This window comes from Lactococcus sp. S-13 (genome assembly GCF_004210295.1).
In the GTDB taxonomy this organism is placed as follows: domain Bacteria; phylum Bacillota; class Bacilli; order Lactobacillales; family Streptococcaceae; genus Lactococcus.
This window is the reverse complement of the sequence record NZ_SDAK01000001.1, coordinates 232308-255160: the sequence shown is the minus strand read 5'-3', so window position 1 is coordinate 255160 and position 22853 is coordinate 232308. Positions and strand designations below refer to the sequence as shown.

General features: G+C 38.7%; 21 protein-coding genes. 2 read left to right on the top strand and 19 right to left on the bottom strand.

Annotated features, from left to right (window positions below):
- Window positions 1–161: 161 nt before the first annotated feature.
- The 10 genes from EQJ87_RS01330 to msrB all read right to left on the bottom strand — a co-directional run bounded on the left by EQJ87_RS01330 (window position 162) and on the right by msrB (window position 12013).
- Entirely contained in the window at window positions 162–1148 is a 987-nt protein-coding gene (locus tag EQJ87_RS01330; RefSeq protein ID WP_130122992.1) for an L-lactate dehydrogenase, read from the bottom strand.
- A gap of 46 nt (window positions 1149–1194) precedes the next feature.
- Window positions 1195–2097 carry a bifunctional riboflavin kinase/FAD synthetase gene (locus tag EQJ87_RS01325; RefSeq protein ID WP_130122991.1) on the bottom strand — a complete coding sequence of 301 codons (903 nt, stop codon included), beginning with the start codon at window positions 2095–2097 and terminating at the stop codon, window positions 1195–1197.
- Between the two features lie 27 nt (window positions 2098–2124).
- Window positions 2125–3129, bottom strand: coding sequence for a tRNA pseudouridine(55) synthase TruB (truB, locus tag EQJ87_RS01320; protein WP_130124555.1), 1005 nt, complete (start codon window positions 3127–3129; stop codon window positions 2125–2127).
- A 342-nt stretch (window positions 3130–3471) separates the two neighbouring features.
- On the bottom strand, window positions 3472–4311 hold the full coding sequence (locus tag EQJ87_RS01315; protein ID WP_190289014.1) for a nucleotidyl transferase AbiEii/AbiGii toxin family protein: 840 nt from the start codon (window positions 4309–4311) through the stop codon (window positions 3472–3474).
- Window positions 4308–4901 (bottom strand): type IV toxin-antitoxin system AbiEi family antitoxin domain-containing protein, encoded by a 594-nt coding sequence (locus EQJ87_RS01310; protein WP_130122990.1) that lies wholly within the window; start codon window positions 4899–4901, stop codon window positions 4308–4310. Before EQJ87_RS01310 ends, EQJ87_RS01315 begins: the two co-directional genes overlap by 4 nt.
- Window positions 4902–5093: 192 nt before the next feature.
- A complete protein-coding gene (gene rlmD / locus EQJ87_RS01305; protein ID WP_130122989.1) occupies window positions 5094–6461 on the bottom strand; it encodes a 23S rRNA (uracil(1939)-C(5))-methyltransferase RlmD in 1368 nt (455 codons plus the stop codon).
- A gap of 71 nt (window positions 6462–6532) precedes the next feature.
- Window positions 6533–9664, bottom strand: coding sequence for an AAA family ATPase (locus EQJ87_RS01300; protein WP_130122988.1), 3132 nt, complete (start codon window positions 9662–9664; stop codon window positions 6533–6535).
- Window positions 9661–10842: an exonuclease SbcCD subunit D gene (locus tag EQJ87_RS01295; RefSeq protein ID WP_130122987.1), complete on the bottom strand. Its 1182-nt coding sequence runs from the start codon at window positions 10840–10842 to the stop codon at window positions 9661–9663. The genes EQJ87_RS01300 and EQJ87_RS01295 overlap by 4 nt, the downstream gene beginning before the upstream one ends.
- Window positions 10843–10954: 112 nt before the next feature.
- Window positions 10955–11323 (bottom strand): ArsC/Spx/MgsR family protein, encoded by a 369-nt coding sequence (locus EQJ87_RS01290; protein ID WP_130122986.1) that lies wholly within the window; start codon window positions 11321–11323, stop codon window positions 10955–10957.
- Between the two features lie 258 nt (window positions 11324–11581).
- Window positions 11582–12013: a peptide-methionine (R)-S-oxide reductase MsrB gene (gene msrB / locus EQJ87_RS01285; RefSeq protein WP_130122985.1), complete on the bottom strand. Its 432-nt coding sequence runs from the start codon at window positions 12011–12013 to the stop codon at window positions 11582–11584.
- Between the two features lie 188 nt (window positions 12014–12201).
- On the opposite strand from msrB, the gene EQJ87_RS11760 reads away from it, so the two are divergent.
- Both EQJ87_RS11760 and EQJ87_RS01280 read left to right on the top strand, forming a co-directional pair.
- Window positions 12202–12336, top strand: coding sequence for a hypothetical protein (locus EQJ87_RS11760; RefSeq protein ID WP_255411611.1), 135 nt, complete (start codon window positions 12202–12204; stop codon window positions 12334–12336).
- Window positions 12337–12451: 115 nt separating this feature from the next.
- Complete coding sequence (locus EQJ87_RS01280) at window positions 12452–13933, top strand: alpha-amylase (RefSeq protein WP_130122984.1); 1482 nt, start codon at window positions 12452–12454, stop codon at window positions 13931–13933.
- A 37-nt stretch (window positions 13934–13970) separates the two neighbouring features.
- On the opposite strand, the gene EQJ87_RS01275 is transcribed toward EQJ87_RS01280, so the two are convergent.
- From EQJ87_RS01275 to thrB, 9 genes are all read right to left on the bottom strand, one after another.
- The gene (locus EQJ87_RS01275) at window positions 13971–15344 is read right to left on the bottom strand and encodes a M24 family metallopeptidase (protein WP_130122983.1); all 1374 of its coding nucleotides are present in this window, start codon (window positions 15342–15344) and stop codon (window positions 13971–13973) included.
- Between the two features lie 233 nt (window positions 15345–15577).
- On the bottom strand, window positions 15578–16645 hold the full coding sequence (locus tag EQJ87_RS01270; RefSeq protein WP_130122982.1) for an ABC transporter substrate-binding protein: 1068 nt from the start codon (window positions 16643–16645) through the stop codon (window positions 15578–15580).
- Window positions 16646–16666: 21 nt separating this feature from the next.
- Window positions 16667–17464, bottom strand: coding sequence for an ABC transporter permease (locus EQJ87_RS01265; protein WP_130122981.1), 798 nt, complete (start codon window positions 17462–17464; stop codon window positions 16667–16669).
- Window positions 17465–17466: 2 nt separating this feature from the next.
- A complete protein-coding gene (locus EQJ87_RS01260) occupies window positions 17467–18255 on the bottom strand; it encodes an ABC transporter permease (RefSeq protein WP_130122980.1) in 789 nt (262 codons plus the stop codon).
- Window positions 18252–19541, bottom strand: a complete 1290-nt coding sequence (locus tag EQJ87_RS01255; RefSeq protein ID WP_130122979.1) for an ABC transporter ATP-binding protein — start codon at window positions 19539–19541, stop codon at window positions 18252–18254. Before EQJ87_RS01255 ends, EQJ87_RS01260 begins: the two co-directional genes overlap by 4 nt.
- Before the next feature lie 250 nt (window positions 19542–19791).
- Window positions 19792–20034 (bottom strand): hypothetical protein, encoded by a 243-nt coding sequence (locus EQJ87_RS01250; RefSeq protein WP_130122978.1) that lies wholly within the window; start codon window positions 20032–20034, stop codon window positions 19792–19794.
- A 73-nt stretch (window positions 20035–20107) separates the two neighbouring features.
- Window positions 20108–21007, bottom strand: coding sequence for a UDP-N-acetylmuramate dehydrogenase (gene murB, locus EQJ87_RS01245; protein ID WP_130122977.1), 900 nt, complete (start codon window positions 21005–21007; stop codon window positions 20108–20110).
- A 94-nt stretch (window positions 21008–21101) separates the two neighbouring features.
- The gene (locus EQJ87_RS01240; protein ID WP_130122976.1) at window positions 21102–21701 is read right to left on the bottom strand and encodes a hypothetical protein; all 600 of its coding nucleotides are present in this window, start codon (window positions 21699–21701) and stop codon (window positions 21102–21104) included.
- Between the two features lie 260 nt (window positions 21702–21961).
- Entirely contained in the window at window positions 21962–22852 is an 891-nt protein-coding gene (gene thrB, locus EQJ87_RS01235) for a homoserine kinase (RefSeq protein ID WP_130122975.1), read from the bottom strand.
- Window position 22853 lies beyond the last annotated feature (1 nt).

Sequence of the window (22853 nt, the reverse complement as noted above, 5' to 3'; positions counted from 1 at the left end):
TTCGGAAAAGTTTACCTAACTAGGTAAAACAGATTAGTTCTATTATACCAAAAAACAGCCGAAAAATCAGCTTTTCTATCGTATTACCTTATGCGTTCTCTGTTGTTTTTAAAATAAAAAACCTGATTTTAGAAAATCGAGGTTTTTTACTGAAAAATTTACTATCTATATGTGCTAACTCGCGTTACTTTTTCTTTAATGGACTCAAAGTTTTCTTTCAACACCTTAGCAGAGTGATCAAATTTAGCTTGCTCTGCTGAAGTTAATTCTAACTCAAGGACTGTTTGCACACCAGTACGTCCAATGATTGCAGGACTCCCTGTATAGAGGTTGGATTGGCCATATTCTCCCGTCAAATAAGCAGAAACAGGCAAAATCACGTTTTCATTACGAAATATCGCACGTGTCAAACGGGCAAGTGAAGCAGCTATCCCATAGGAAGTATTTCCTTTTTGCATAAAAATATCTAGACCAACTTCGCGAATTTCTTGATCAATTTCATCAAAAGTTGGGAAATCTGGATTAGGATATTTTTCTAACCAGCGTGTTAAAGGAATTGCACCAACTGTGACATTTGACCATGCTGTAAAACTTGATTTGCCATGTTCAGCCAGTACATAACCGTGGATACTTTTCGGATTGATTGCCAACTTATCAGCCACAATTTGACGCATTCGACTCGTTTCCAGCAGAGTTCCTGTCCCAATCACTCGGTTTTTAGGAAGCCCTGAAACCTCTGCGACAACCTGAGCCAAAACGTCAACAGGATTAGATGCTACAAGGAAAATACCATCAAAGCCCGCAAGCATCGTTTTTTCAGTAATATCCCTAATCATTTCCACATTGTTTTCCAAGAGTTGCAAACGATCCGGCTTTTTACCAAAAGTTGCCGATGGGGCATTGGCAGAAAGAACCACAATATCCGCATCCGCCACATCACAATAATCAGCCGCATAGATATTTTTAGGCGCTGAATTAAGATAAGGTAGCGCGTGAAGTAGATCTAAACTATTAGCAGAAGCTTTGCTTTTATTCGTATTGATAATGGCAATTTCATCTGCCAAATCATCGACCACAAGATTATGTGCATAGGTTGAACCAACAGCACCAGCTCCGACAATAACGACTTTTTTATTGTTGATTTTCATTTTCTTCCTTCCAAGATTTTATTTCTGAGCGTAATATTAGATGAGTTTAAGCCTGAAAATTCCGGGCGATATTTTCATCATCTTTCATTTGTTTGATTAGGCTATCGATGCCATCAAATTTAATCATTTCCCGAATCTTATCTAGCCAAAGCACCGTCAAATTTTCACCATAAATTTCGCCTGAAAAATCAAAAATATGGACTTCGACAGTTTTTTCAGTACCGTTAAAAGTATCATTATATCCAATTGAAGCAAAACCGCGGTGACGCTCACCAGCAAAAATAACATCACACGTGTACACGCCAACCGCTGGGAGATGTACGTAATCTTTAATAACCAAGTTAGCCGTTGGATAACCCAATTGACGACCACGAGCAAATCCATGAACCACTCGTCCTGACGTTTCATAAGAATAACCTAAGAGCTGATTTGCTTCACGGATATCCCCTGCTTCAACAGCTTGACGAATCCGAGTTGAAGAAATTTTTCCCTTTTCGTCTGCTTGCTCGGGGATAGTCACCACGCGGTAATCTTTCGTAGACTTGAGATTTTTCATGTCAGATCCAGTTGTGTAATCAAAACCTGTTACGACAACTTTTGGACGAAACTTCATCACCACATTTTTAGAAAATTCACTAGAAGTTTGCTTGGCAAATTCAGAGGTAAAATCTTTAAAAACAAGGTAGTCTACGCCATTTTCCGCAAAAAGTTCTTCTCTCTTTTTATCAGAGGTCAATTTCAGCAACATTTCTGGTTTAAATTTTTCAAAAGTCAAAGTTGGCTTTTCAGGAAAAGTCAAGACAGCAATCTTAAGATTTAAGATAGACGCAATCTTTCTAGCTTCAGTAAAGAGGCTCTGATGTCCTCGATGCAAGCCATCAAAATAGCCTAAAACAAGGATGAGTTCTTCATTGAACTTTAGGTTTTCATTAAATTCTAATATTTCCATTTTTCTCACTTTTACCAAATTCAGTAATCAGACCAAGACTTTATTTGGCTTCCAGATTCCTTCTTTTTCGGGATGTTTCATATAAACAGCAACTAGTTTTTCGTCATAAAAAGCAGCAAATTTGTCTTGCGTCAGCTCAGATAAATCCGTCAGTAAAAATTCTGCTTTATTTTGCTTATTCATCGATTCGTCAGCATTTTCTCTAGCTTTCGACCAATCTTTTTCGGCAAATTTTTTACCCACTCGTGCCATTTCATACTGCTCCGTTGTCAAATCAATTCGGATCAGATCGCTCACAGCATATTCTGCAGGATAAAATAAATTGACTAAATTTCCCGTCGCTTGTGCTGCTTCAATTTCAGAAAGAGATTTTGCTTCTGCCAAAATCAAACCGTTACTGGCTGTCCGTTGAAGTTTTGACATATGTCCAGCAAAGCCTAATTTCTCTGCCAAATCGACGGCCAAGGTACGCACATAAGTCCCTTTACTACACGCTACTTTGAAAGTAAATGTTACCACATCCCGTTCTGCATCAATGATTAGTGGACTTGTCCGTTCAAAAGATTTAATCAGCACTTCGCGTGCTGGTCGTTCAACAGTTTGGCCAGCTCGAGCGTATTCATAGAGCTTTTTACCTTGAATTTTTACCGCTGAGTACATTGGAGGAGTTTGCTGGATTTTGCCAACAAAGCTTGCTATTGCATCGTCAATTTGAACTTCATTTAAAGGACAACGCCCCTCAACCAGAAGGGGTGTTTTACGAACCAACGCACCATCAGCATCTTCTGTCTCAGTGGAATAACCAATTGTCACTTCACCTTCATAAACCTTACCCGCTGCTTCCATATATTCCAAAAGTCGTGTAGATTTTCCGACAGCGACTGGCAAAACTCCTGTCACCGAAGGATCTAAAGTTCCACCATGTCCAATTTTTTTCGTTTTCAAAATTCCACGAAGTTTTGCAACAACATCAAAAGATGTCCAACCAGCTTCTTTATAGACATTTAAAATGCCATTCCAATTTTCATTCATCATTGCAAATTATACCATATCCGACGCCTGAAAACACTTTTCACTGACTAAGTGTAGGACATTTCCCATTTTCAAGTCATCAGAAAATGAGACTCTTGTTGGTAAAAGTCTCATTTTATCTAGTTTTGTTAAGATTTTTTGGTAAATGCTGCTACCAATTCAATATGCCTAACCGCACTTTTATAGGCTTTTGGTGGGTTTCCAACGTGTTTTGAGTGTGATTTTTTGTGTACTGAAACACTTTTCTTCTTTAATTATCTATGTCTTTAAAATGCTTGTTTGAGGGAATAATTCAATACTTTTTTACTTATTCCAAGTACTGGCTAGTAGTTCATCTATTCCCTACAACGACAATTTATCCATCACTTCAAGCACTGCATTACAGGTTTCATTAAACTCAATTTCTTTTGCATAATCAAAACTTCGTTGATACATTTGCCATTGCTCATGCATGAAATCACTGCTCTTTACAACATCTATCGTTCTCTGATAAGCTTTCATAATTTCCAAAGCACCACGTTTATTGGCTGTCGCAGTCAAAGCTTGTGATAAATGTTCAAGGTTGATGTTTGCACCCTGCAATTTCCACAAAATATAGACATCATAATAATCACGAGGTCGTGTGGTTTGATCCCCACGTGATAAGATTGCTTCTAACTTCTCTGCCATAACTGTTTCTAGGTTATAGGCAAGGACGGAAATCAATCTATCATCCATCATTGTTCGATATTCATATTGGACTTCTTTTGGCGTAATCTTATCACCAGTTGTTATATCAAGCTTTAGTGGTACTGACATCGGAGGGAAGTTTCCTGTAAGATGTACACGATAACCAGTATAATCATCACCTTCACGAATTTCGCTAATCGTTTTAAATTCAAAAGTGATACCATCATCTAATGGCATGAGAATAACTTCATCAAAAATTGCTTTTATATTTTCTTCAGTCACCAGCTCGCCTTTTATGGTCACATCCATATCCATTGTGGCACGAGTATCTAATCCGACTATTGATGCAATCAAGAATCCGCCTTTAAGAATAAAATTATCGCGATATTTAGATAAAGAAATTCTCTCAAGCAGACGTTCAAGCATATAATTTTGCAAAACCAGTTGCGCTGATATTTTCTTTTGTTTCGATATATTCTTTACAATGGCTTTAAGCTGCATTGCATTTTTCATAGAAGAACCTCCAAATAGGACCGAACCTTTTCTTCCACTTTTAATATTTTAGCATAATCTGATAGAAGGGGGATGTTTTTACTAGGCTTAGTAACATATCGTTTGAAGGCTTCTGCAATTACACCCGTTTCTACACCGCTCCTTGGACGCAAAATATCGCAAAGTGTTTTTTCCGCATTATATACTCTCACCAGATTCCCCGATGGAGACTTAACCGTCTCAATCCCAAGACCATAGAATTGTTCTATAGAGCGATTGGCAATAATTCCATCTGCTTTTACTTTTGATAAATTATACCCGTCTGGGAAAGTCATAGAATAAGCCAGAGGCGTTCTGTCCGTTAAGTCGTGTAAAAATAAGGCAGTTTCTTTTGAAAAAATTCCTTTTTTAAATTGTGCTTGTACGTTAATGAACTCATCTTCCCAAACAGTAGGTAAGACATAAACGCCACGAGTTGATTTTTCTAATAATCCTTGATTGACAAGGTTGGTTAGATATTGACGAGCAATTCCTTCTGATTGTACCATTGCAGTAGTAATAGTGCCATTATTCTCTCTAGCCTTGGATAATACTAAATCTGATTTTGACATATTAACCACCTCGTTTACTTTCTTGCCCTCTATTATATCACAAAAGGGCATGAAAGTAAAACATATTTTTATATGAATAATGAAAAAAGACTACTAACAATTCAAGCCAAATATTTAGTAGTCTATTCTATTCTTTTCTAAAGTCTCGATTTTCTTCGTAAAACCCCGCATTCATGGTATTTATCGAGTTTTCTACTTCTTCCTTGTGAACAAAGCTACTGTCTCAACATGGTGTGTTTGTGGGAACAAATCCACAGGTTGAACCTTTTCAAGCTGATAGCCTTGAGCTTCGAAGCGGACAACATCACGCGCAAAGGTAGCTGGGTTACAAGAGATATAGATAATTGCTCGAGGATTTGCTTCAGTTGCTGATTCTATGAAACTTTCATCAAGACCTTTCCGGGGTGGATCAACGAAAATAAGATCGGGCGAAATTCCTTCAGCTAGCCATTTAGGCATAATCGTTTCAGCAGTCCCTACTTCATAATGAGCATTTTCAATATGGTTAAGTTGCGCATTATGTTGAGCATTTTCAACTGCTGAGGCGATAACTTCCATCCCGTAAACCTTCGCCACACGATCCGCCATCCCTAAACCAATGGTTCCAATACCAGAATAGGCATCGATGACAACATCGGTTGGCAAGAGCTGAGCAAAATCATAAGCTGTTTGATAGAGTTTTTCTGCTTGAGCAGTATTCACTTGATAAAAGGCTGGAGCTGAGATTTGGAAAGTTTTGTCTAACATTGTATCACTAATAAAATCTTGTCCATAGAGTACAACGAACTCTTTACCCAAAATAAACGAGCCAGTTCCTTTATTGATATTCAATTGAACAGACTTGAGATTTGAAAATTGTGCAGCTAACTTGTTGACCAACACCTTAATTGGAACAGGTGCTTTTTTGTTGGTTACAACGAGAGTAACCATAACTTCACCTGTATGGTAAGCTCGACGAACAACAATGTGTCGTAACCAGCCTTTACGGCTTTTCTCATCATAGGCTTGGACAGCCATCTGGCGACATTCATCGCGGATGAAGAGAATAATCGCATCTAGCGCTTTATCTTGAATATAAAAATCTTCCACAGGAACCAATGTGTGTGAATTTTTACGATAAAATCCTGTGGTTAGCAATCCATCAACCATCTGAACTGGAACTTGCGCTTTATTACGGTAAGCTAGTGTTTGCTCTGCAGCAAGGACAGGTAGAACGGGAAATTCTACTTTACCCGCTGTTTTACGTAGAAGCTCACTGACTTGTTTTTGTTTAAATTTAAGCTGTTCACTATAAGCAAGATGGCCAAAATCAGCAATACCTGTACGTAAATAATCCAAATTAATTCCGCTTATACGATGTTCACTTTGACTTAAAAACTCATCAACGCGTCCAAAACCAAAAGATTTTCCAACTTTCAGCACGCGCATTTTGATGCGCTCGCCTGGTAACGCATTGTCAACAAAAAAGGGAAAACGATTGATTTTAACTACACCTTGACCCTCATGAGTTAAGTCAATCACTTCCGCTTCAAAAGTATCATTTTTCTTGAAATTTTCCATACTTTATTATACCACAAAGCATCCCACTTCCTAATTTTCATCTTGAATTTTATTAAACGCCTGTTGAATACTTAGCGATTGATTAGCTCAACTTTGCTGCGCCCGTCACCAATTTTTGTGATTAAGAGTTGTTGACCAATTGATTTTTTCATTGCTTCGACATGGCTAATAACACCAACCATCCGATTTTCACCGATTTGCTCTAAAGCTGTCATAGCTTTTTGGAGCGTTTCGTGATCAAGTGATCCAAAACCTTCATCCACAAACAGAGCATCAATTTGCACGGCATTTGTTGAATTTTGGACAACTTCACTTAAAGAAAGCGCAATGGATAAGGCGGCAATAAATGTTTCTCCTCCGGATAAAGTATTGGATGAACGCGTTGCGCCGGTCTCATTGTCATAAATATTGATAGCCAAACCTTGACTACCGTTACCTTTTACTGTTTCTGAGAGTTCAAATTGATAGCGGTGATTAGAGAGGAGATTGATAAAATGATTATTTGCATATTCTAATACTTTTTCGAGATAAGTCTGGACAACAAACGTTTCAAGTTTTAACTTATCAAGAGTTTTTCCGTTGATTGCGTTCCATAGTTTTGTTATTTCTTCGGTTTCAGTTGCTAAATTTCCTTGCTTGGCTAGGATTTTTTTTAATTTTTCGTGTAAATGATTGACTCTTTCTACTGCTTCCTCACTTAAAGAGAAAAGCTGAGCAGCTTTGAGGTGTTCAGTATCCCTATTATCTTTATAAACCTTAAGTTTTTCAAGCTCTGGTGGCTCACAATCTTTTAAAGCTTCTTCCAATTTTTGAATTTCGGATTCTATTCTTACTTTATCTTGTTGGTAGGTTTGAATCTGATTAGATAAGTCTTCCAAGTCTTCTGATAACCAATTTTTTATAAGTTCAAGATCTTGGCTCAATGCAGCAGAAGCGGCCATTTTTTGTGCAATTTCGCTTTGACAGTTGCTTATTGTTTGATCAGCTCTCTTAATTTGCTCTTCTAATTCTTCGAGTTTTGCTTGCGTTCTTTCGTGAAGCTTTTCTAACTCGGTTAGTTCTTGTCGCCCTTCTTCAACCGCTCGAAGATAGCTATCGAGTTCTTCATTTAAATCTCTTTTACGTGCTTTCAGATTTTCACTAGAAACGAATGCTTTTTTACTGTCTAAACTTTTCTTTTGAACTTCTATTTTGGAGTTAATCTCTGTGAGTTGAAGAGAAATTTTTTGAATTTCTTTTTCGACTTCTTCATGAAGTTGCTTTTGAAGGATTTCTATTTGATTTTGTCGTGCTTTATTGAGTACTTCTTGATCAGAAATAGCCCTTAATTCTTTTTGGAGCTGATTTTCAATGCTTTTTTCGTCAAAATCAAGGGGGAAAACAAAATTTTTCCCTGAACAAAACGTGTGGTATGAACGGCTGAGATCAGCTTGTTTTTGCTTAATTTCCTCTGTCTTGGCTTTTTGCTTTTCTTGAAGGTCTGTTTTATTTTTTAGAGCGTGAGAATAGCGTGCCTGGGCAGTCGCAAAATCTTTTTGACTTTGGTCTACTTCATCAATCGCTTGTTTTAGCGTTTCATCCGATACCTCTACTGGATGAATGAGCAGATGTTCTGTTGCTCCACAAACTTGGCAAGGCTCGCCAGCAACAAGTTCTTTTTGGAGCTGAGCAATCATTAACTTCCGGCGATTTTTTATTTTGAGCTGGTAGTCTTCTTGTTTGTTTTGTAAGTCTTGCAAAGCTTTTTTCTCTTCAAGTTCCGCTTGAACCAACTCTTCTTTGAGTCCTTTTGATTCTTTTGATAATCTTGTCAATTCTGAGGCTATCGGAAGGAGATTTTTGTTAAATTTAAGTTGTAAATCAAGAACTTCTGCTTTGGCTTTTTCAAGTGTTTCTTTGTTGATGATTTCTTGTTTTTGCTTAGAAATGCTGGCTTGGATATGTTCTTGATCTTTTTTTGCCTGTAGTAACTCTTCTTCTCCTGCTGATTTTTGCGTTTGTAAGACTTCTATTGCTCGAAGAAGTTGTTCGGCCTCTTGAGCTTGAGGAATTTGGAGGGTGAGTTGGTCGATTTCTGCCTTTATTTTGAGGAATTTATCATTTTGAGTTTGGAGGGTTTCAACTGTCGCTTGGGCTTGGCTGATTTTTTCTTTTTCTCTTCGCACCTCTTCTTCGTATTTTTTCTTGGTGGCTTTATGTATAAGTTGGGCATTTTGGGAATTTTCAAGTTGAGTGAGGGTTTCACCAAATGTCTTTGCCCATTTTAATTCCTTGAGATGCTGGTTGTTTTTGGTAAATTGATCATTTTGTTCGCTAATTTTTTCTTGATATTCTTTTTCATAACGAGATTTGAGCGCGAATTTTTGGCTTATTTCTAAAGCCTTCTGGTAGCTTGCTTCAGCTTTGTCTTTTTCTTCTTTTAATCTTAAGAGTTTTTCTTCTTGATGCTTTTTTTCCTGCACTCTGTTTTTTTGAAAAGAAGTGACAAGCGTAAATTTATCGGCTTCTGGACTTGCTTCAAGTTTTTCTTGTTCTTCTTTTGTCCAGATTTGAGAGTGATATTGGAGTTCTAGAGCATTTGCAAATTGTTTATTGCGCTCGATAACATCATGATAATGTTCTTTGATTTCATGAGAAAAATTCGTGAATAAGGCTGTCCCAAAAATTTTCTTTAGAATAGCTTCTTTTTCATCGGTTTTTGATTTTAAAAATTTTGAAAAATCATTTTGGGGTAGGAGGACGATTTTTTTGAATTGTTCAGCATTGAGATTCAATAAATTTCCGATTTCTGTGGCAACATCGCTGGGTTTCGAGGCAAGATTTTTTGTTTCGGGACCACTGACGGATTCAACAACAGCGAGCTGGGCGCTACTTTTTTCAAGCTTTGTGCCCTCACCACGTTGTTTTTTGACTTCTTGGTCTGGACAGCGTTTAATTTTATAGATAAAATTGCCCTGTTCAAAATAAAATGTAACGCTTGTCTTTTGCGACGGATTTGCAAATTGACTGCGCATTTCTTTGGCTTCACGCTCACTGGTTGTGCTCCCAAATAGAGCATAAGTCATCGCATCAAAAATAGTGGACTTTCCAGCACCTGTGTCACCACTAATGAGAAAAATTGGAGCTTCATCAAGTCGAGAAAAATCAATGACGGAATGCTCGTGCGGACCAAAATAATTCATTTCCAGATAAAGAGGCTTCATTTTTGTTCTCCTTCAAGTTTGATCAGTGTGTTTTCGATAATTTTAGTTTGAAAGGGGCTGATTTTGGCGCCAGTCACGCGCTCATAAAAGCTAGAAATGATTTTTTCATTGCTCATCGTTTCAATATTTTGTCTTGCTTTTCTCTTGGCTGCTTGTTGTTTATCTTGATAATCCAGCTCGATGATGGTGCCATAAATCGTTTGCAGTTGTGCACGTAAATTTTCTCCAGCGTGAGCCACGCGCTCAAAATCTTTGATAGTAATCGCAAACCAAGCTTTGTGACAAGGGTAGTTGCTGTAAAATTCCTTATCCATCAAGGTTTCCCAGCTTTCTTGCAAAACAATCAAATCGGTTTTGGGCGTGAGAGGAATGAAGCGTGAATGAATTGGTGCATCGCTAGAAATTTCTAAAAGATAAACGCCTTTTTGATTTTTGGCTTCTTTGGTATTGAACTTTACAGGACTTCCCGAATACTGAACTTTAGTACTTGGCGAGGCGAGTGCTGTGTGAATATGTCCTAAGGCGACGTGGTCAAAAGCAGCAAATTGAGTGGCACTGATGCTTGCTAGTCCTCCTACTTTTGACAAGGTTTCACTGGTTAATTCTAGCTCATCTTCTTTCCCTTTGGTTACGGCAAAGTGAGTGATAAGGATATGTTTCTTGTTAGGCGTAAATTGTGAAATCATTTTTTCAATGACGAGTGCCATTGCGTCTGAGATTGTTTTGATTTTTTGAACTTCTTCTTCAGGTTGACCTTTTTGAGAAAAATAAATACGAGCATCAATCGGATCAAAAAAAGGAAGTAAAAATAACTGTGCTTCTGGTGTTTCTATCGCTTCAAAAGCTTCTTCTAGCAAGGTATTGAGGTAGAGCTTGTTATAGCTAAGCCAGTCACGACCATAATTGAGACGCTTCGCGCCGTCATGATTTCCACTAATCATATAAAGGGGGAATTTTTCAAGAATATTAAGCCTTTTGAGCATTTCGTTAAAAGCAGTTACGGCAGCTGTGCTAGGAACAGCACGGTCGTAGAGGTCTCCCGCAATAATAATCCCGTCAACTTTTTCTTTTTTGGCAATGCTTACGATTTGTTCAAAGGCGTGTTTTTGTTCGTCAAGCAAATCATAACCATTTAAAGTTCTTCCAATATGCCAATCTGCCGTGTGCAACAATTTCATAACTGTCTCCTCTGTTTTTAAAAACTCATTTCTCTGTTTCTTATTATACTCTTTTTCACATCAAGATTAAAAATCAAAAAAAGATATTCAGCAAAGAATATCTTTTTTATTTTTAATGAAATCTTGGGAGGAAGGTGCGAATGTCATCCGTATTGTAGCCGACCAGTAAACGCTGTTCGTCAAAGGTAATCGGCGAGCGCAAAAGTTGCGGGTGTTCTAAGAGAAATTGAATCATCTCATCCGTCGTCATTTGCTCCAAATCTCGAGAATTTCGCAGTTGAGAGTATAATTTTGGCGCTTTGGACTCGGAAACCATGATTTCGTCAAAACCTTTGTTAGACAAGGAAAGTACACGCATCAAGTCTGCTTTTGAGAGCGAAGACTTCGAAATCGTTTGATAAGGAATTGCCCGCGCCGTCAGCCAGTCGCGCACGCGTTCTGTTGATTGATTGGTTTGTGATTTTTGATAAATTTTGATCATCAGCGCTCCTTTGGCTTTTCTTTTTATTATAACTGATTTGGAAATTAAAAAAATCAGACTTTCGATGTATTTTTTCCATAAAAAGCGAGAGAAAATACTGACGGATTCTCCGACAGCTCAAAGAATTTGCTGACGTAATCTCTTTCAGGAAGAAAAAATGCTGACGTAAATTTACGTCAGCATTTTCTCTGATTATTTCAATTGCTCAACCGCCAATTTGGCTCATATGACGCCAGGTTGGTTTTTGAAAAAATTTTATCAGTCAAAATAGTGACGGTAACTGCCGTAGCCTTGTGTTTCCAAATCCGACAAAGGAATGAAGCGTAAAGCAGCCGAATTGATACAATACCTCAGTCCTCCTCTATCCAATGGCCCGTCAGTAAAAACGTGTCCTAAGTGGCTGTCAGCTTGACTGGAACGCACTTCTGTACGTTCCATAAGAAAACTACGGTCACGTTTTTCTTTGACTGCCTGCCGTTCAATGGGTTGGGTAAAGGCCGGCCAGCCACAACCTGATTGATATTTATCAAGACTGGTAAACAAAGGTTCACCACTTACGATATCAACATATAAACCTGGCTCAAAAAAATTGTCAAATTCATTCGTAAAAGGTGCTTCTGTGCCATTTTCCTGAGTTACTTTATAAGCCAGAGGACTTAATTTTTCTCTGAGTTTTTCCTTTTCATCCATGATAACCAACTTTCTAAAATCTGATTTTCTATAGTATTCAACAAGCTATCTATTATCTGCTAAGTTCATTATAAATCAAATCGAACGAGCAAAACAAATAATTCGTTCACAAAAACAAGATATAAAATACCCAATATTCAGAATATTATGTTACAATCATTTATAATCTTAAGTTTTGGAGGTACATCATGGATTTCAAACATTTTTTACTGCTCTCACTTGCCGCAGTATCCGCAGTTGATCCTTACTTACCAACCATTTTTATTACGGCAACAACGCTTGCCGATATTGAGTTTGATAGCTCCGTAGAAGCACTAGATTAGCGTAAAATAAATAATACATATTTTTTTGGCTTTATCTTCTTTTTGTGTATACTATAGATAATTAAAAAACATAATATGAAATAACCTCGTCGCTTACAGTTAAAGGAGATAATCTATGAAAGTCATTTTGCAAGCTTTTGAATGGTACTTACCCGCTGATGGAAAACACTGGAAAAAGTTGACCAAAACTATCCCTGATTTTAAAAAAATGGGCTTCTCAGGAATATGGCTTCCACCAGCTTCTAAAGCAGCTTCAGGGATGGAAGATGTGGGATACGGTACTTATGATTTGTTTGACCTGGGTGAGTTTGATCAAAAAGGTACTGTTTCTACGAAATATGGAACAAAAGAGGATTATCTTGAACTAATCAATAAACTCCACGAAAACGACTTAGAAGCTTATGCAGACATCGTTTTTAATCACATGATGGGTGCCGATGAAACGGAAACCATCGAAGCTGATGTCAAAGCAGAAGACGATCGCCTCAATGAAGTCGAATCTGACAAAGCCGTTGAAGTATGGACCAAATTTACTTTCCCAGGACGAAAAGGGAAATACGATGACTACATCTGGACCTCGCATAATTTTACAGGAGTAGATTATGATGAACGAACAGATGAAAATGAAATACTTGAATTTGAAGGTCATGATTGGGATGATAACGTCGACGATGAGAATAATAACTTTGACTTTTTGATGGGAGCAGACCTTGATTTTAGTGTCCCAGAAACGGTAGCCCAACTTGAAAAATGGGGAAAATGGTTTGTGGACACAACGAAGATTGATGGCTTCCGACTTGATGCGATTAAGCACATTGACTTTGAATATTTCAAAACCTGGCTTGATAAACGCAAACAACAAATGGAGAAAGAACCTTTTGTTGTCGGAGAGTATTGGTCAGATGACATCGAAAAGTTAGAATACTATCTTAGCCAATCTGGCGGTCAAATCCAACTTTTTGATGTGCCACTTCACTTTAATTTGGATCAAGCTGCTTCTACTAACGGCGATTTTGATATGCGAGGGATTTATGCCAATACAATGATCGAACGTCATCCAGAACTAGCGGTATCTTTTGTAGACAATCATGATACGCAAGAAGGTCAAGCGCTTGAATCATGGGTTCAACCTTGGTTTAAGGAACAAGCTTATGGCTTAATTTTACTCCGTAAAAGAGGAACTCCTTGTGTATTTTGGGGAGATTTATATGGCATTCCAGAGCAAAATGTTGAACCTGTCGGTATAAACCTGCGCCGTATGCTTGCTTTATGCGGTCATGCAGACTTTGTAAGTGAGTATGATTATTTTGATGACGCGGATCGAATTGGTTGGACAAACGAAATCGAAATTGAGGGCGAAAAAACTGGACTAGCCACACTCTTAACCAACCGCAAGGGCGGAACAAAATATATGATCGTTAATGAATCTCAAGCTGGAAAAGTATATGTAGATCTTTTAGGTAGACACACTATCCCTGTAACCCTTGACGAAAAAGGCGGCGCAGAATTTCACGTGGATGATGCGAGCATCTCTGTCTGGATAGACCAAGACTTACTTTCAAAAATTAATCCTCTGGCTGAGCTTGAAGGAGAATAAAAAGTTACTGACAGCTCTGTCAGTAACTTTTTTCTATTCATCGTGCCGTCAAAATTGAACTTTTATCCAATAAAAATGGACGCAGATAAGCTGTAATATTACTCGTAGGCAAGATTTCCTCAGAAATATGAATTCCTAACTCCTCAATGAGATAAGCCCGTCGATTTTTTATCCTTTGCCACAGGGCAGGATACTCCTGCTCAATTTCCTTTCGTAAGGCTTCATCAGCTAAGAAAATCCCACTTTCACAACTTACGCCATTGTAACCAGCAACTGAGGGGATAATATCAATCTGAAACAGCATACCACTCCGCAAAAGCTCTGTTGATTCAGGGTATACGGGCGAGCTTAGCCATTCTTCATCAGCGGTCAAATGTCCTGGATTTAAATGCCAACCATAGGTCTTTTTAGGCAAGATAGCCTCTATGGCTTGATACAGTTCTTGACCTTTCATTCCTATTTTGATGGTTTCCAACCAGATTTTAACAGCCTTAAAGTAAGGAATCGCGATGCGTTCTAGATAATCTTGTTCGCCTTTTGGAAGTTCTTCTTGTCTTGCTACGGCATAGCCTGAGCGACTTTGCAGCCCACCTTTATAGCCTGTGGTTAAAGCTAAGCGTTCTCCTAATTGTATTTGTTTATGCGTGGGATAGAGATTTGCTTTCACAAAGCGTTCTCCACTAGCTAAAATGGTCACAACATTATGAGCTTGTCCTAAAGCAGATAAGCTTGTAGCCAGCTCCATCTCAGTTTTGCCTATCTCGATTCGGTTCATTGTTTCCAACATACAATTTCCAGCTAAAGCAGCCCCGAACTCATAATGCGCAAATTCATTAGCATTGTTTGTCGTGCGCACACCCTCTTCACCAATAAAAAGTGCTGTGGCATTCGAAAATGTAACGCTTGGAAACATTTTGAATAAAGTCTCTACGATAAAATAAGGAAGATCAAATAAGCTCCTATTATCTTCTGTTTGACTCGTAAAGTTTTTCCAGCCAACTAAACCAACTCTTCCATGGGACGGTAAATCACATGCAAGGAAAGCTTCGTTAAGGTTCTTCTCAGGATCCATCGGTTGATTAGACAAAGAAAAATGCGGGAGATGAATAGCTTTTGCAGGAATTCGGGACTTGTCTGCTTTATTTAAATTTTCATTTCCTAAGATTAGAAAACTCTCTCCAGACTGATGTAACACTAACAACGCTTCCTCAAATCGTGGAAGAAAACCTGTTAGATATTCAAAATTTGCACCATGCTCTAAATCTGCGTAAATAACTAACGAATCATAATCAAAGGTTTTCATCTTGGAGCAAAGCATAGCCTTGCGCTCTCGCATGGTCTCATCCGTTAGAAAAACGGGAACTAAATCCTTATCCAAAGAGGGGGAAACTGCTTTTTTCAACGCTATCATTGACTTTACTTCTCCTTTTTATTTGTATTTTAATTATACCAAACTTTGTAAAAGGACAATGATAAAATGATCTCTAAGCTTTGAATTAAAATTGAATAAAAAACCTCCTTTATTTCCTTAAGTTTTAAAACAGCTGGAGAAAGTAGAAAATATACTTAATAGGATAAATAAAAATTTAAAATTTGGCACATAGAAATTAAAAAGAGCTTAACCACAGGGATTAAACGCTCTTTTTATTTATTCATCTTAAATTCAAGATAGAGATCATTATAGACCCCTGTCCAGTAAGGTGTCAGATTTTTATATGCTTCGTCGTCTTTGATAACAGACTCGGTAGGATAGAAGGATTTGTCTTCTCGAATGCTCTTAGGCAAGAGAGCTTTCCCTTTGGTATTAGGCGTAGAATAGCCAACCCACTCTGCGTTTTGTGCAGCATTTTGTGGTTTTTGCATGAAATTGATGAAAGCATAGGCTGCTTTTACATTTTTAGCAGATTTGGGAATGGCAAGGTTATCGTACCAAATGTTTGTCCGCTCTGGAATCACATAATGTAAATTTTCATTTTCTGCGGTCATTTCTGCAGCTTGTCCACTATAAACAACGGCTAATGGCGTCTCGTTGTTTATCATATAATTCATGATTTCATCACCTAGGATTGCTTTTACATTGGGTGTTAGTTTGAGCAAGTTTTGATAAGCTGTGTCAAGTTCGGCACGATTTGTGGTATTGAGTGAATAGCCATGTTTGCTCAGAACCATTGCCATCACGTCACGGACGCTATCCGTCAACAAAATTGAATTTTTATAAGTTGGTGACCAAATATCGTTCCAAGTTTTTGGTGGATTTTTGACGATTTTAGCATTATAAACGATACCCAATGTTCCCCAGAAGTAAGGGACTGAATAGTGGTTACCTTGGTCAAATGCTGGATTAAGTAATTTGGGGTCATCATCTTCCAAGCCTTTGATTTTAGTATGATCAAGTTTCATGAGTAGCCCTTCTTGCGCCATTTTCTCAATCATATAATCTGAAGGAACAACGATGTCATAGGATGTTCCACCTTGCTTTACTTTGGAATACATGGCTTCATTGGAGTCAAAAGTCATATAATTAACTTTGTAGCCTGTTTCTTTCTGAAACTTTGTAATCAAGGCGGGATCAATATACTCACCCCAGTTGAAAATGGTCAGGCTGTTATTTGCCGTTTTTACACCGTCAGCGGCTTTCATCCGATTAGCTGTAAAACCGAGTAAAACTATAATTGTCAGGATTCCGACAAGAAAATAGAGTAATTTTTTCATTTTTCTCCCTTCGTCATTTTTCTAAGTTAAGGTTGAAGATTTGCCGACGGTATCTGAATCTCTCATAATATAATAATAACCTATTACAAGGAAAATTGAAAAGAGAAAGACTAGAGCCGAGAGTGCGTTGATTTCTAAAGAAATTCCAGCACGGGCGCGTGAATAGATTTCTACAGATATTGTTGTAAAGTCATTTCCGGTAACAAAGAAGGTTACTGCAAAATCATCAAGTGAATAGGTGAAGGCCATAAAGAAACCGGCGATAATCCCTGGTGTTAGGTAGGGCAAAATGATTTCACGCATGGTTTGTGCCGGTGTTGCTCCCAAATCATTGGCTGCATCAATCAATGATTTATCCATTTCTTGATATAAAGGCATGACCATCAAAACCACTATCGGAATTGAGAAGGCGATGTGGCTAAGGAGCACAGAAAGAAATCCAAGTTGCATTCCAATCAGGGTAAAGAGAATCAAAAATGATGCCCCAATGACAACGTCAGGAGAAACGATGAGAACATTGTTTAATCCTAGGAGGGTTTCTTTTTTACGTCCTTTGAGTTTGACCAGATAGATTGCACCAATTGTTCCGATCACTGTCGCTAGTAGAGAACTTAAAAAAGCAAGGAAGAAGGTTTGAACAACAATCAAGATTAAGCGGCTGTCAGCAAATAAAGTTTGAAAATTTTCCAAGGTAAAGCCTGTAAATTTGCTCATATCCCCGCCCGCGTTAAAGGCGTAAAAAATCAGGTAAAAGATTGGGGCATATAAAAGAATCAACACAAAAGTGAGGTACGCTTTTCCTAATGTATTTTTTTTCATGTCTAATCTCTCCTTTCTTTGGTTAGTCGCATAACAACAAGCATGGCAACAACCAGCACTACGGCAATGGTTGAACCCATTCCCCAGTTTTGTGTGGTCAGGAAATGTTCTTCCACGGCGGTGCCGAGTGTGATGACTTTATTTCCACCAATCAAGCGGGTCAACATAAAGAGCGAGAGGCTCGGAATGAAGACGGCTTGAACTCCGGCACGTACACCATTGAGCGATAGCGGCCAAATAACTTGAGTGAAGGTTTGAAAACGTGAGGCACCAAGATCCATACTCGCACTCACAAGGTTATCATCTAAATCATTGAGGGCATTAAAGATGGGTAGAACCATGAAAGGAATCGAAATATAACTAGCAACTAGAATAAAACTGGCGTCTGTAAAGAGAATCTGTGTGCGGCCAAGTCCTAAAAATTGCAAAAAGTTGTTGACTGATCCATATTTACCAAAAATACCGATAAAAGCGTAGGCCTTAAGCAGAAGATTAACCCAAGTCGGCAAAATAATGAGCATAAGCCAAAATTGTTTCATCTTGAGCTTGGTCAATACAAAGGCAACAGGATAGGAAATCACAAGGGTTGCTACGGTGATAATCAGTGCATAAAGAACAGAGTTCCATGTCATCAATAGATAAGTGCCGCTAGAAAAATAAGCAATATAGTTATCGAAGGTAAAATGTCCGTTCAAATCAAAAAATGATTCCCATAGGAGCATCCCTAGTGGAACGAGGACAAAAAAGACAATCCAAAGAAAATAAGGGACAGAATAAATTCTCTTGGTCACGCTTTGTCCTCCCCATTTTCATCCGTTTGAGCGGCCTCTTGTTCTTGTTTTTGGAGGATTTCGTTGACCGTTTCGGCAAGTTCTGTTAGCTCCATTGTATTTTCAAGGGCTTCTTTGACGGCTTCCTGAATGGCGGCTTCTTCTTCGGCATTTTCTTCTTCGACAGCGTTAGCGAGTCCAATTGTTTGTTCTTCTTCTTCGACGTATTCTTCGATGCGGGCGTCAAATTCTTCTTCGGTTTCGTGCAAGCGCATGATGTGAATGGCTTCTGGATCAAAGTCAACGCCAACGGTTTCACCCACGATGGCTTTATGGGTGGAATGAATGAGCCACTCATTATTGAATTCGTCATAGGCTACGATTTCGTAATGGACGCCACGGAAAAGTTGGGTGTCTACTTTAACGTTGAACTTGCCTTCATCAGGGAGGGTAAACCAGATGTCTTCTGGACGAATGACAACTTCAATAGGTTCGTTTTTGCGCATCCCTCCATCGACTGCTTCGAATTCTTGACCGTTAAATTCTACCAAGTAGTCTTTAATCATCGTTCCGTTCAGAATATTTGATTCTCCGATAAAATCAGCAACAAAATGATTGATTGGTTCGTCATAAATGTCTGTTGGTGTCCCCGATTGGACGATTTCACCTTCGTTCATGATGAAAATCCAGTCACTCATGGCTAATGCTTCTTCTTGGTCGTGGGTGACAAAAATAAAAGTAATGCCCAAACTTTGCTGGAGTTCACGCAATTCATATTGCATTTCTTTGCGGAGTTTCATGTCTAAAGCAGACAGGGATTCATCAAGGAGGAGTACTTTGGGACGGTCAATAATGGCGCGAGCAATGGCAACCCTTTGTTTTTGTCCACCAGATAATTTGGCGATGGAGCGTTTTTCGTAGCCGGCAAGTTGGACAAGTTTTAGACTCTCAGACACACGTTGCGCGATTTCGTCTTTGGGAACTCCTTTGATTTTGAGGGCAAAGGCGACGTTATCAAAAACGTTCATGTTAGGAAAAAGAGCGTAAGATTGGAATATTGTGTGAACGTCACGCTTGTTGGCGGGAAGGTCGTTGATGCGCTTATTATCAAGGATGACATCGCCTGTTGTTGCATCCAGCAAGCCAGCAATGATGTTCAAAATCGTTGATTTTCCTGATCCTGACGCCCCAAGCAAGGTGTAGAATTTTCCTTCTTCAAGTTCAAAGGAAATGTCCTTAAGCACAGTGGTATCGGTATCAGCATAGGTTTTGCTGACATTTTTAAATTCAATAATTGTTTTTGGCATTTTAGTCATCAATCCTTCAATTTATTTCAGTCTAGCCCTGGTTTTCAAAAACGTTATATAAAACATACAAAAAACCAAGCTGAATCGCTTGGTTTCATCATCAATTTTAGTTTCGATTTCTCAATTAAAGCTCAAAAAATTAAAAAAATCGAGTGCAGAGTCTATACAGCAGAAGAACTTTTAATACTCTTATTGATGCGCCAAAGCGTGTTTTTCTTGGGTGGGGTTGTTCAATGAGAACCCCCATAACTCACAAGTGCGAGCTAATCAATAAGGCAACGAAAGTCGCCAATTTCGGCTTTTGACCCGGCTGTCCGTCTGGCCTTGGCTCAATTTTTTGCATCAGCGAAAGAGATTTTACTGACGAAACTTTAAAAACTTTTTTCGTCAGCATTTTTTCTGTCTGACGAGATTTCGTCAGTATTTTCTCTGGCTTTTTTATTTCCGTCAGTAAAACGGAAACAAATTGAGCGGTCAAATCTTCTGTTTGCACAGAACAAAACTAATTATAGCTTAAATTAGTGAATATTTCAAGTTGAAAAATTGATTCGTCAGTAAAATTTCTTTTATTTTTCTCCAATAATTCGAACTTCTGGTTCTAGAGTAATCTGAGTCTGCTGCTCAACTTCTTTAATCACATGAGCAATGAGCGCTTCGTAGTCGGTCGCTGTTCCGTTTGCAACATTAACCATGAAACCAGCGTGTTTTTTGCTGACTTCAACGCCGCCGATCCGCACACCTTGCAAGTGAGCTTCCTGAATCAATTGTCCAGCGAAATGACCTTCTGGCCGTTTGAAAACAGAGCCACAACTTGGATATTCAAGTGGTTGCTTGCTTTCTCGTAAAAAATTCAATCGATTCATTTCATTTTGAATTTGAGTAGGATCTCCCGCTTGAAGTTCAAATTTTGCGGAGATAACGACTAAATTTTTATCCCGAATGGCTGAGTGCCGGTAACCAAATTGCATTTCGCTGGCTGTCAGTACAGAGATCTTTCCGTTACTGTCCATTACTTTACAGCTGACTAAAACTTGAGCAATTTCGCCGCCATAGGCGCCTGCATTCATGAAGACAGCACCTCCGATTGACCCCGGGATACCGCAAGCAAATTCGAAGCCAGTCAATGCATTTGCTTGGGCCACCTGTGTGACATCTTTTAATTTCGCACCTGCTTGGGCTTCAATTGTGTACCCTGCAACTTTGACAGTGTCTAGCTTTTCAAGCAAAATAACCAAGCCACGTATTCCACCGTCGCGAACAATCAAATTCGAAGCGTTGCCCAACACCGTCACTGCTGTCTGCGTCTTTTTAGCCGCTTCGCTCAAGGCCACAAGTGCCTCTACCGTTTTCGGGAATGCTAAGATATCAGCTGGACCACCAACTTTGGTGTAAGTGTAATTGGATAAAGGTTCATCAAATTTGACAAGCAAATCTGGAATATTTTCAAGGTCTATTTCTTTTAACATAGTTAATATTATATCAGAAAACAGCTTATTTTTTTCACATTTATTCATTTTTATAACCTAAAAAGCCAGACTGAAAATGTCGGCTTTTATTTTTTTAAATTTCTACTTCTGCTTTTTCTCTAATCAAAAAAGATTTTGCTCGTTCAAAAATATCAATTGAGAAGGCTTTACTCAATACACTGCAAAGTCCAAGGGAGAGATTAAAGTCAATCATGCTGTGAATCAGACCGCCAAAACTAATCAAAAGTAAGAAGTTAAAGAGCGCGTGCTGATCAATTTGTGCAAATCCGAGTGAGTAGAAGACATAAACCACCAAGGTTTCTAAACCAGCATGAAAAATACCTAAAATAAGATTGAAAATTTGAATTTTAACTTTTTGGTGAACCAACTCAGGATATTTCTTTAAAACCAAAGCACCAACTGTCATAACAGGAAGGTGCATGAGCGCGCGCAACCAAATTGTTGGGACAGGGATACTAATCATAAAGCCAATCGTCGTTCCAATAGCGACAAACGCAGCCATAACAGGACTAAAGAACATCGCTGCCATGACAGGAACATGGGAGGCTAGCGTAAATGAGGCGGGACCAATGATAATTTTTGCAGGCATCATTACAGGAATCAAGATTCCTAAGGCGGTCAGCATAGCAGCAATAATTAAATTTCTGACTTTTGCTTTTCTTGTTCGGGTCATTTTCATTTCCTTCGTTTTTTACTTTTGCTTTCAAAAAGCAGACAATGGGCGACAGACGGTTTCTGGAGATTTTTCTCATTTTGTTCACATTTTATGAAATAGCCTTGATTAACTTGGCAGTTAATTCTAATTTTCTATAAAATACGTGATGAAACCTCAGAAATATCAAGGATGTAGAAAGTTAGTGAACTACTTCTCATTCTTTTTTCCTTTAATGATTATATCATTTTATATAGCAAATAATCAAAAAAAATCTCCTTTTAAGGCAGATTTTTTTCGACACGGAGCCCTTTTGTATCAATTTCGAGGGCATAAATTTCTCCCTTGAGCTGGGTTGCTTTTATTTTTTCGAGTAATAAGGGGCGTTTTTCATCTGAACACAAGAGCATTACCGTTGGGCCAGCGCCGCTCAAATAAGTGCCATAGGCGCCAAATTGATGTCCAATTTCCCGCAAAATTGCTAATTCGGGAATCAAGGCGGCCCGATAAATCTCATGGAAACGATCCGTTTCCAACACTTGACCTGCCGTCTCTAAATCTCCTGTCAACAGGCTTGCCGTCAGGACATTGGCGATGGCGCTTGCTGCCACCGCTTCTTTGTAGGGCAACACCTCCGGCAAAACTTTGCGACTTTCCACGGTTTTTAACTCATGGTGCGGAACGAATGCTAAAAATTTACAGTTAGGAAATGCTGCTTTAATCGTGTTAGTGACAGTATCAACGGTACTTGCGACGACTAAATTTCCAAAAATCGCTGGTGCTACGTTATCAGGGTGCCCCTCGATTTGGCAGGCTAAATCTAATTTTTCTGTTGGGCTGAGTTTCAAATCGGCTAACTGATTGGCTAATTCAATACCCGCGACAATTACTGAGCTAGATGAGCCTAATCCACGCGCCAGAGGAATTGCTGACGTCATTTTTAAATGATATTTTGCTGACAAAACGGTCTTTTTTGCTGACAAAACGTCAAACAAGGTCGTCAGTAAGAGATTATTTTCGTCTGTCGCAATTTCTGAGCCCAAATTATGATCAATTTGCCAGAAATCTTGGCGTTCAAGTACTTCAACGGTGAGATATAAATTAAGCGCAATTCCAATAGAATCAAAGCCCGCACCCAGATTTGCTGAGGTGGCTGGTACGATTATTTTCATC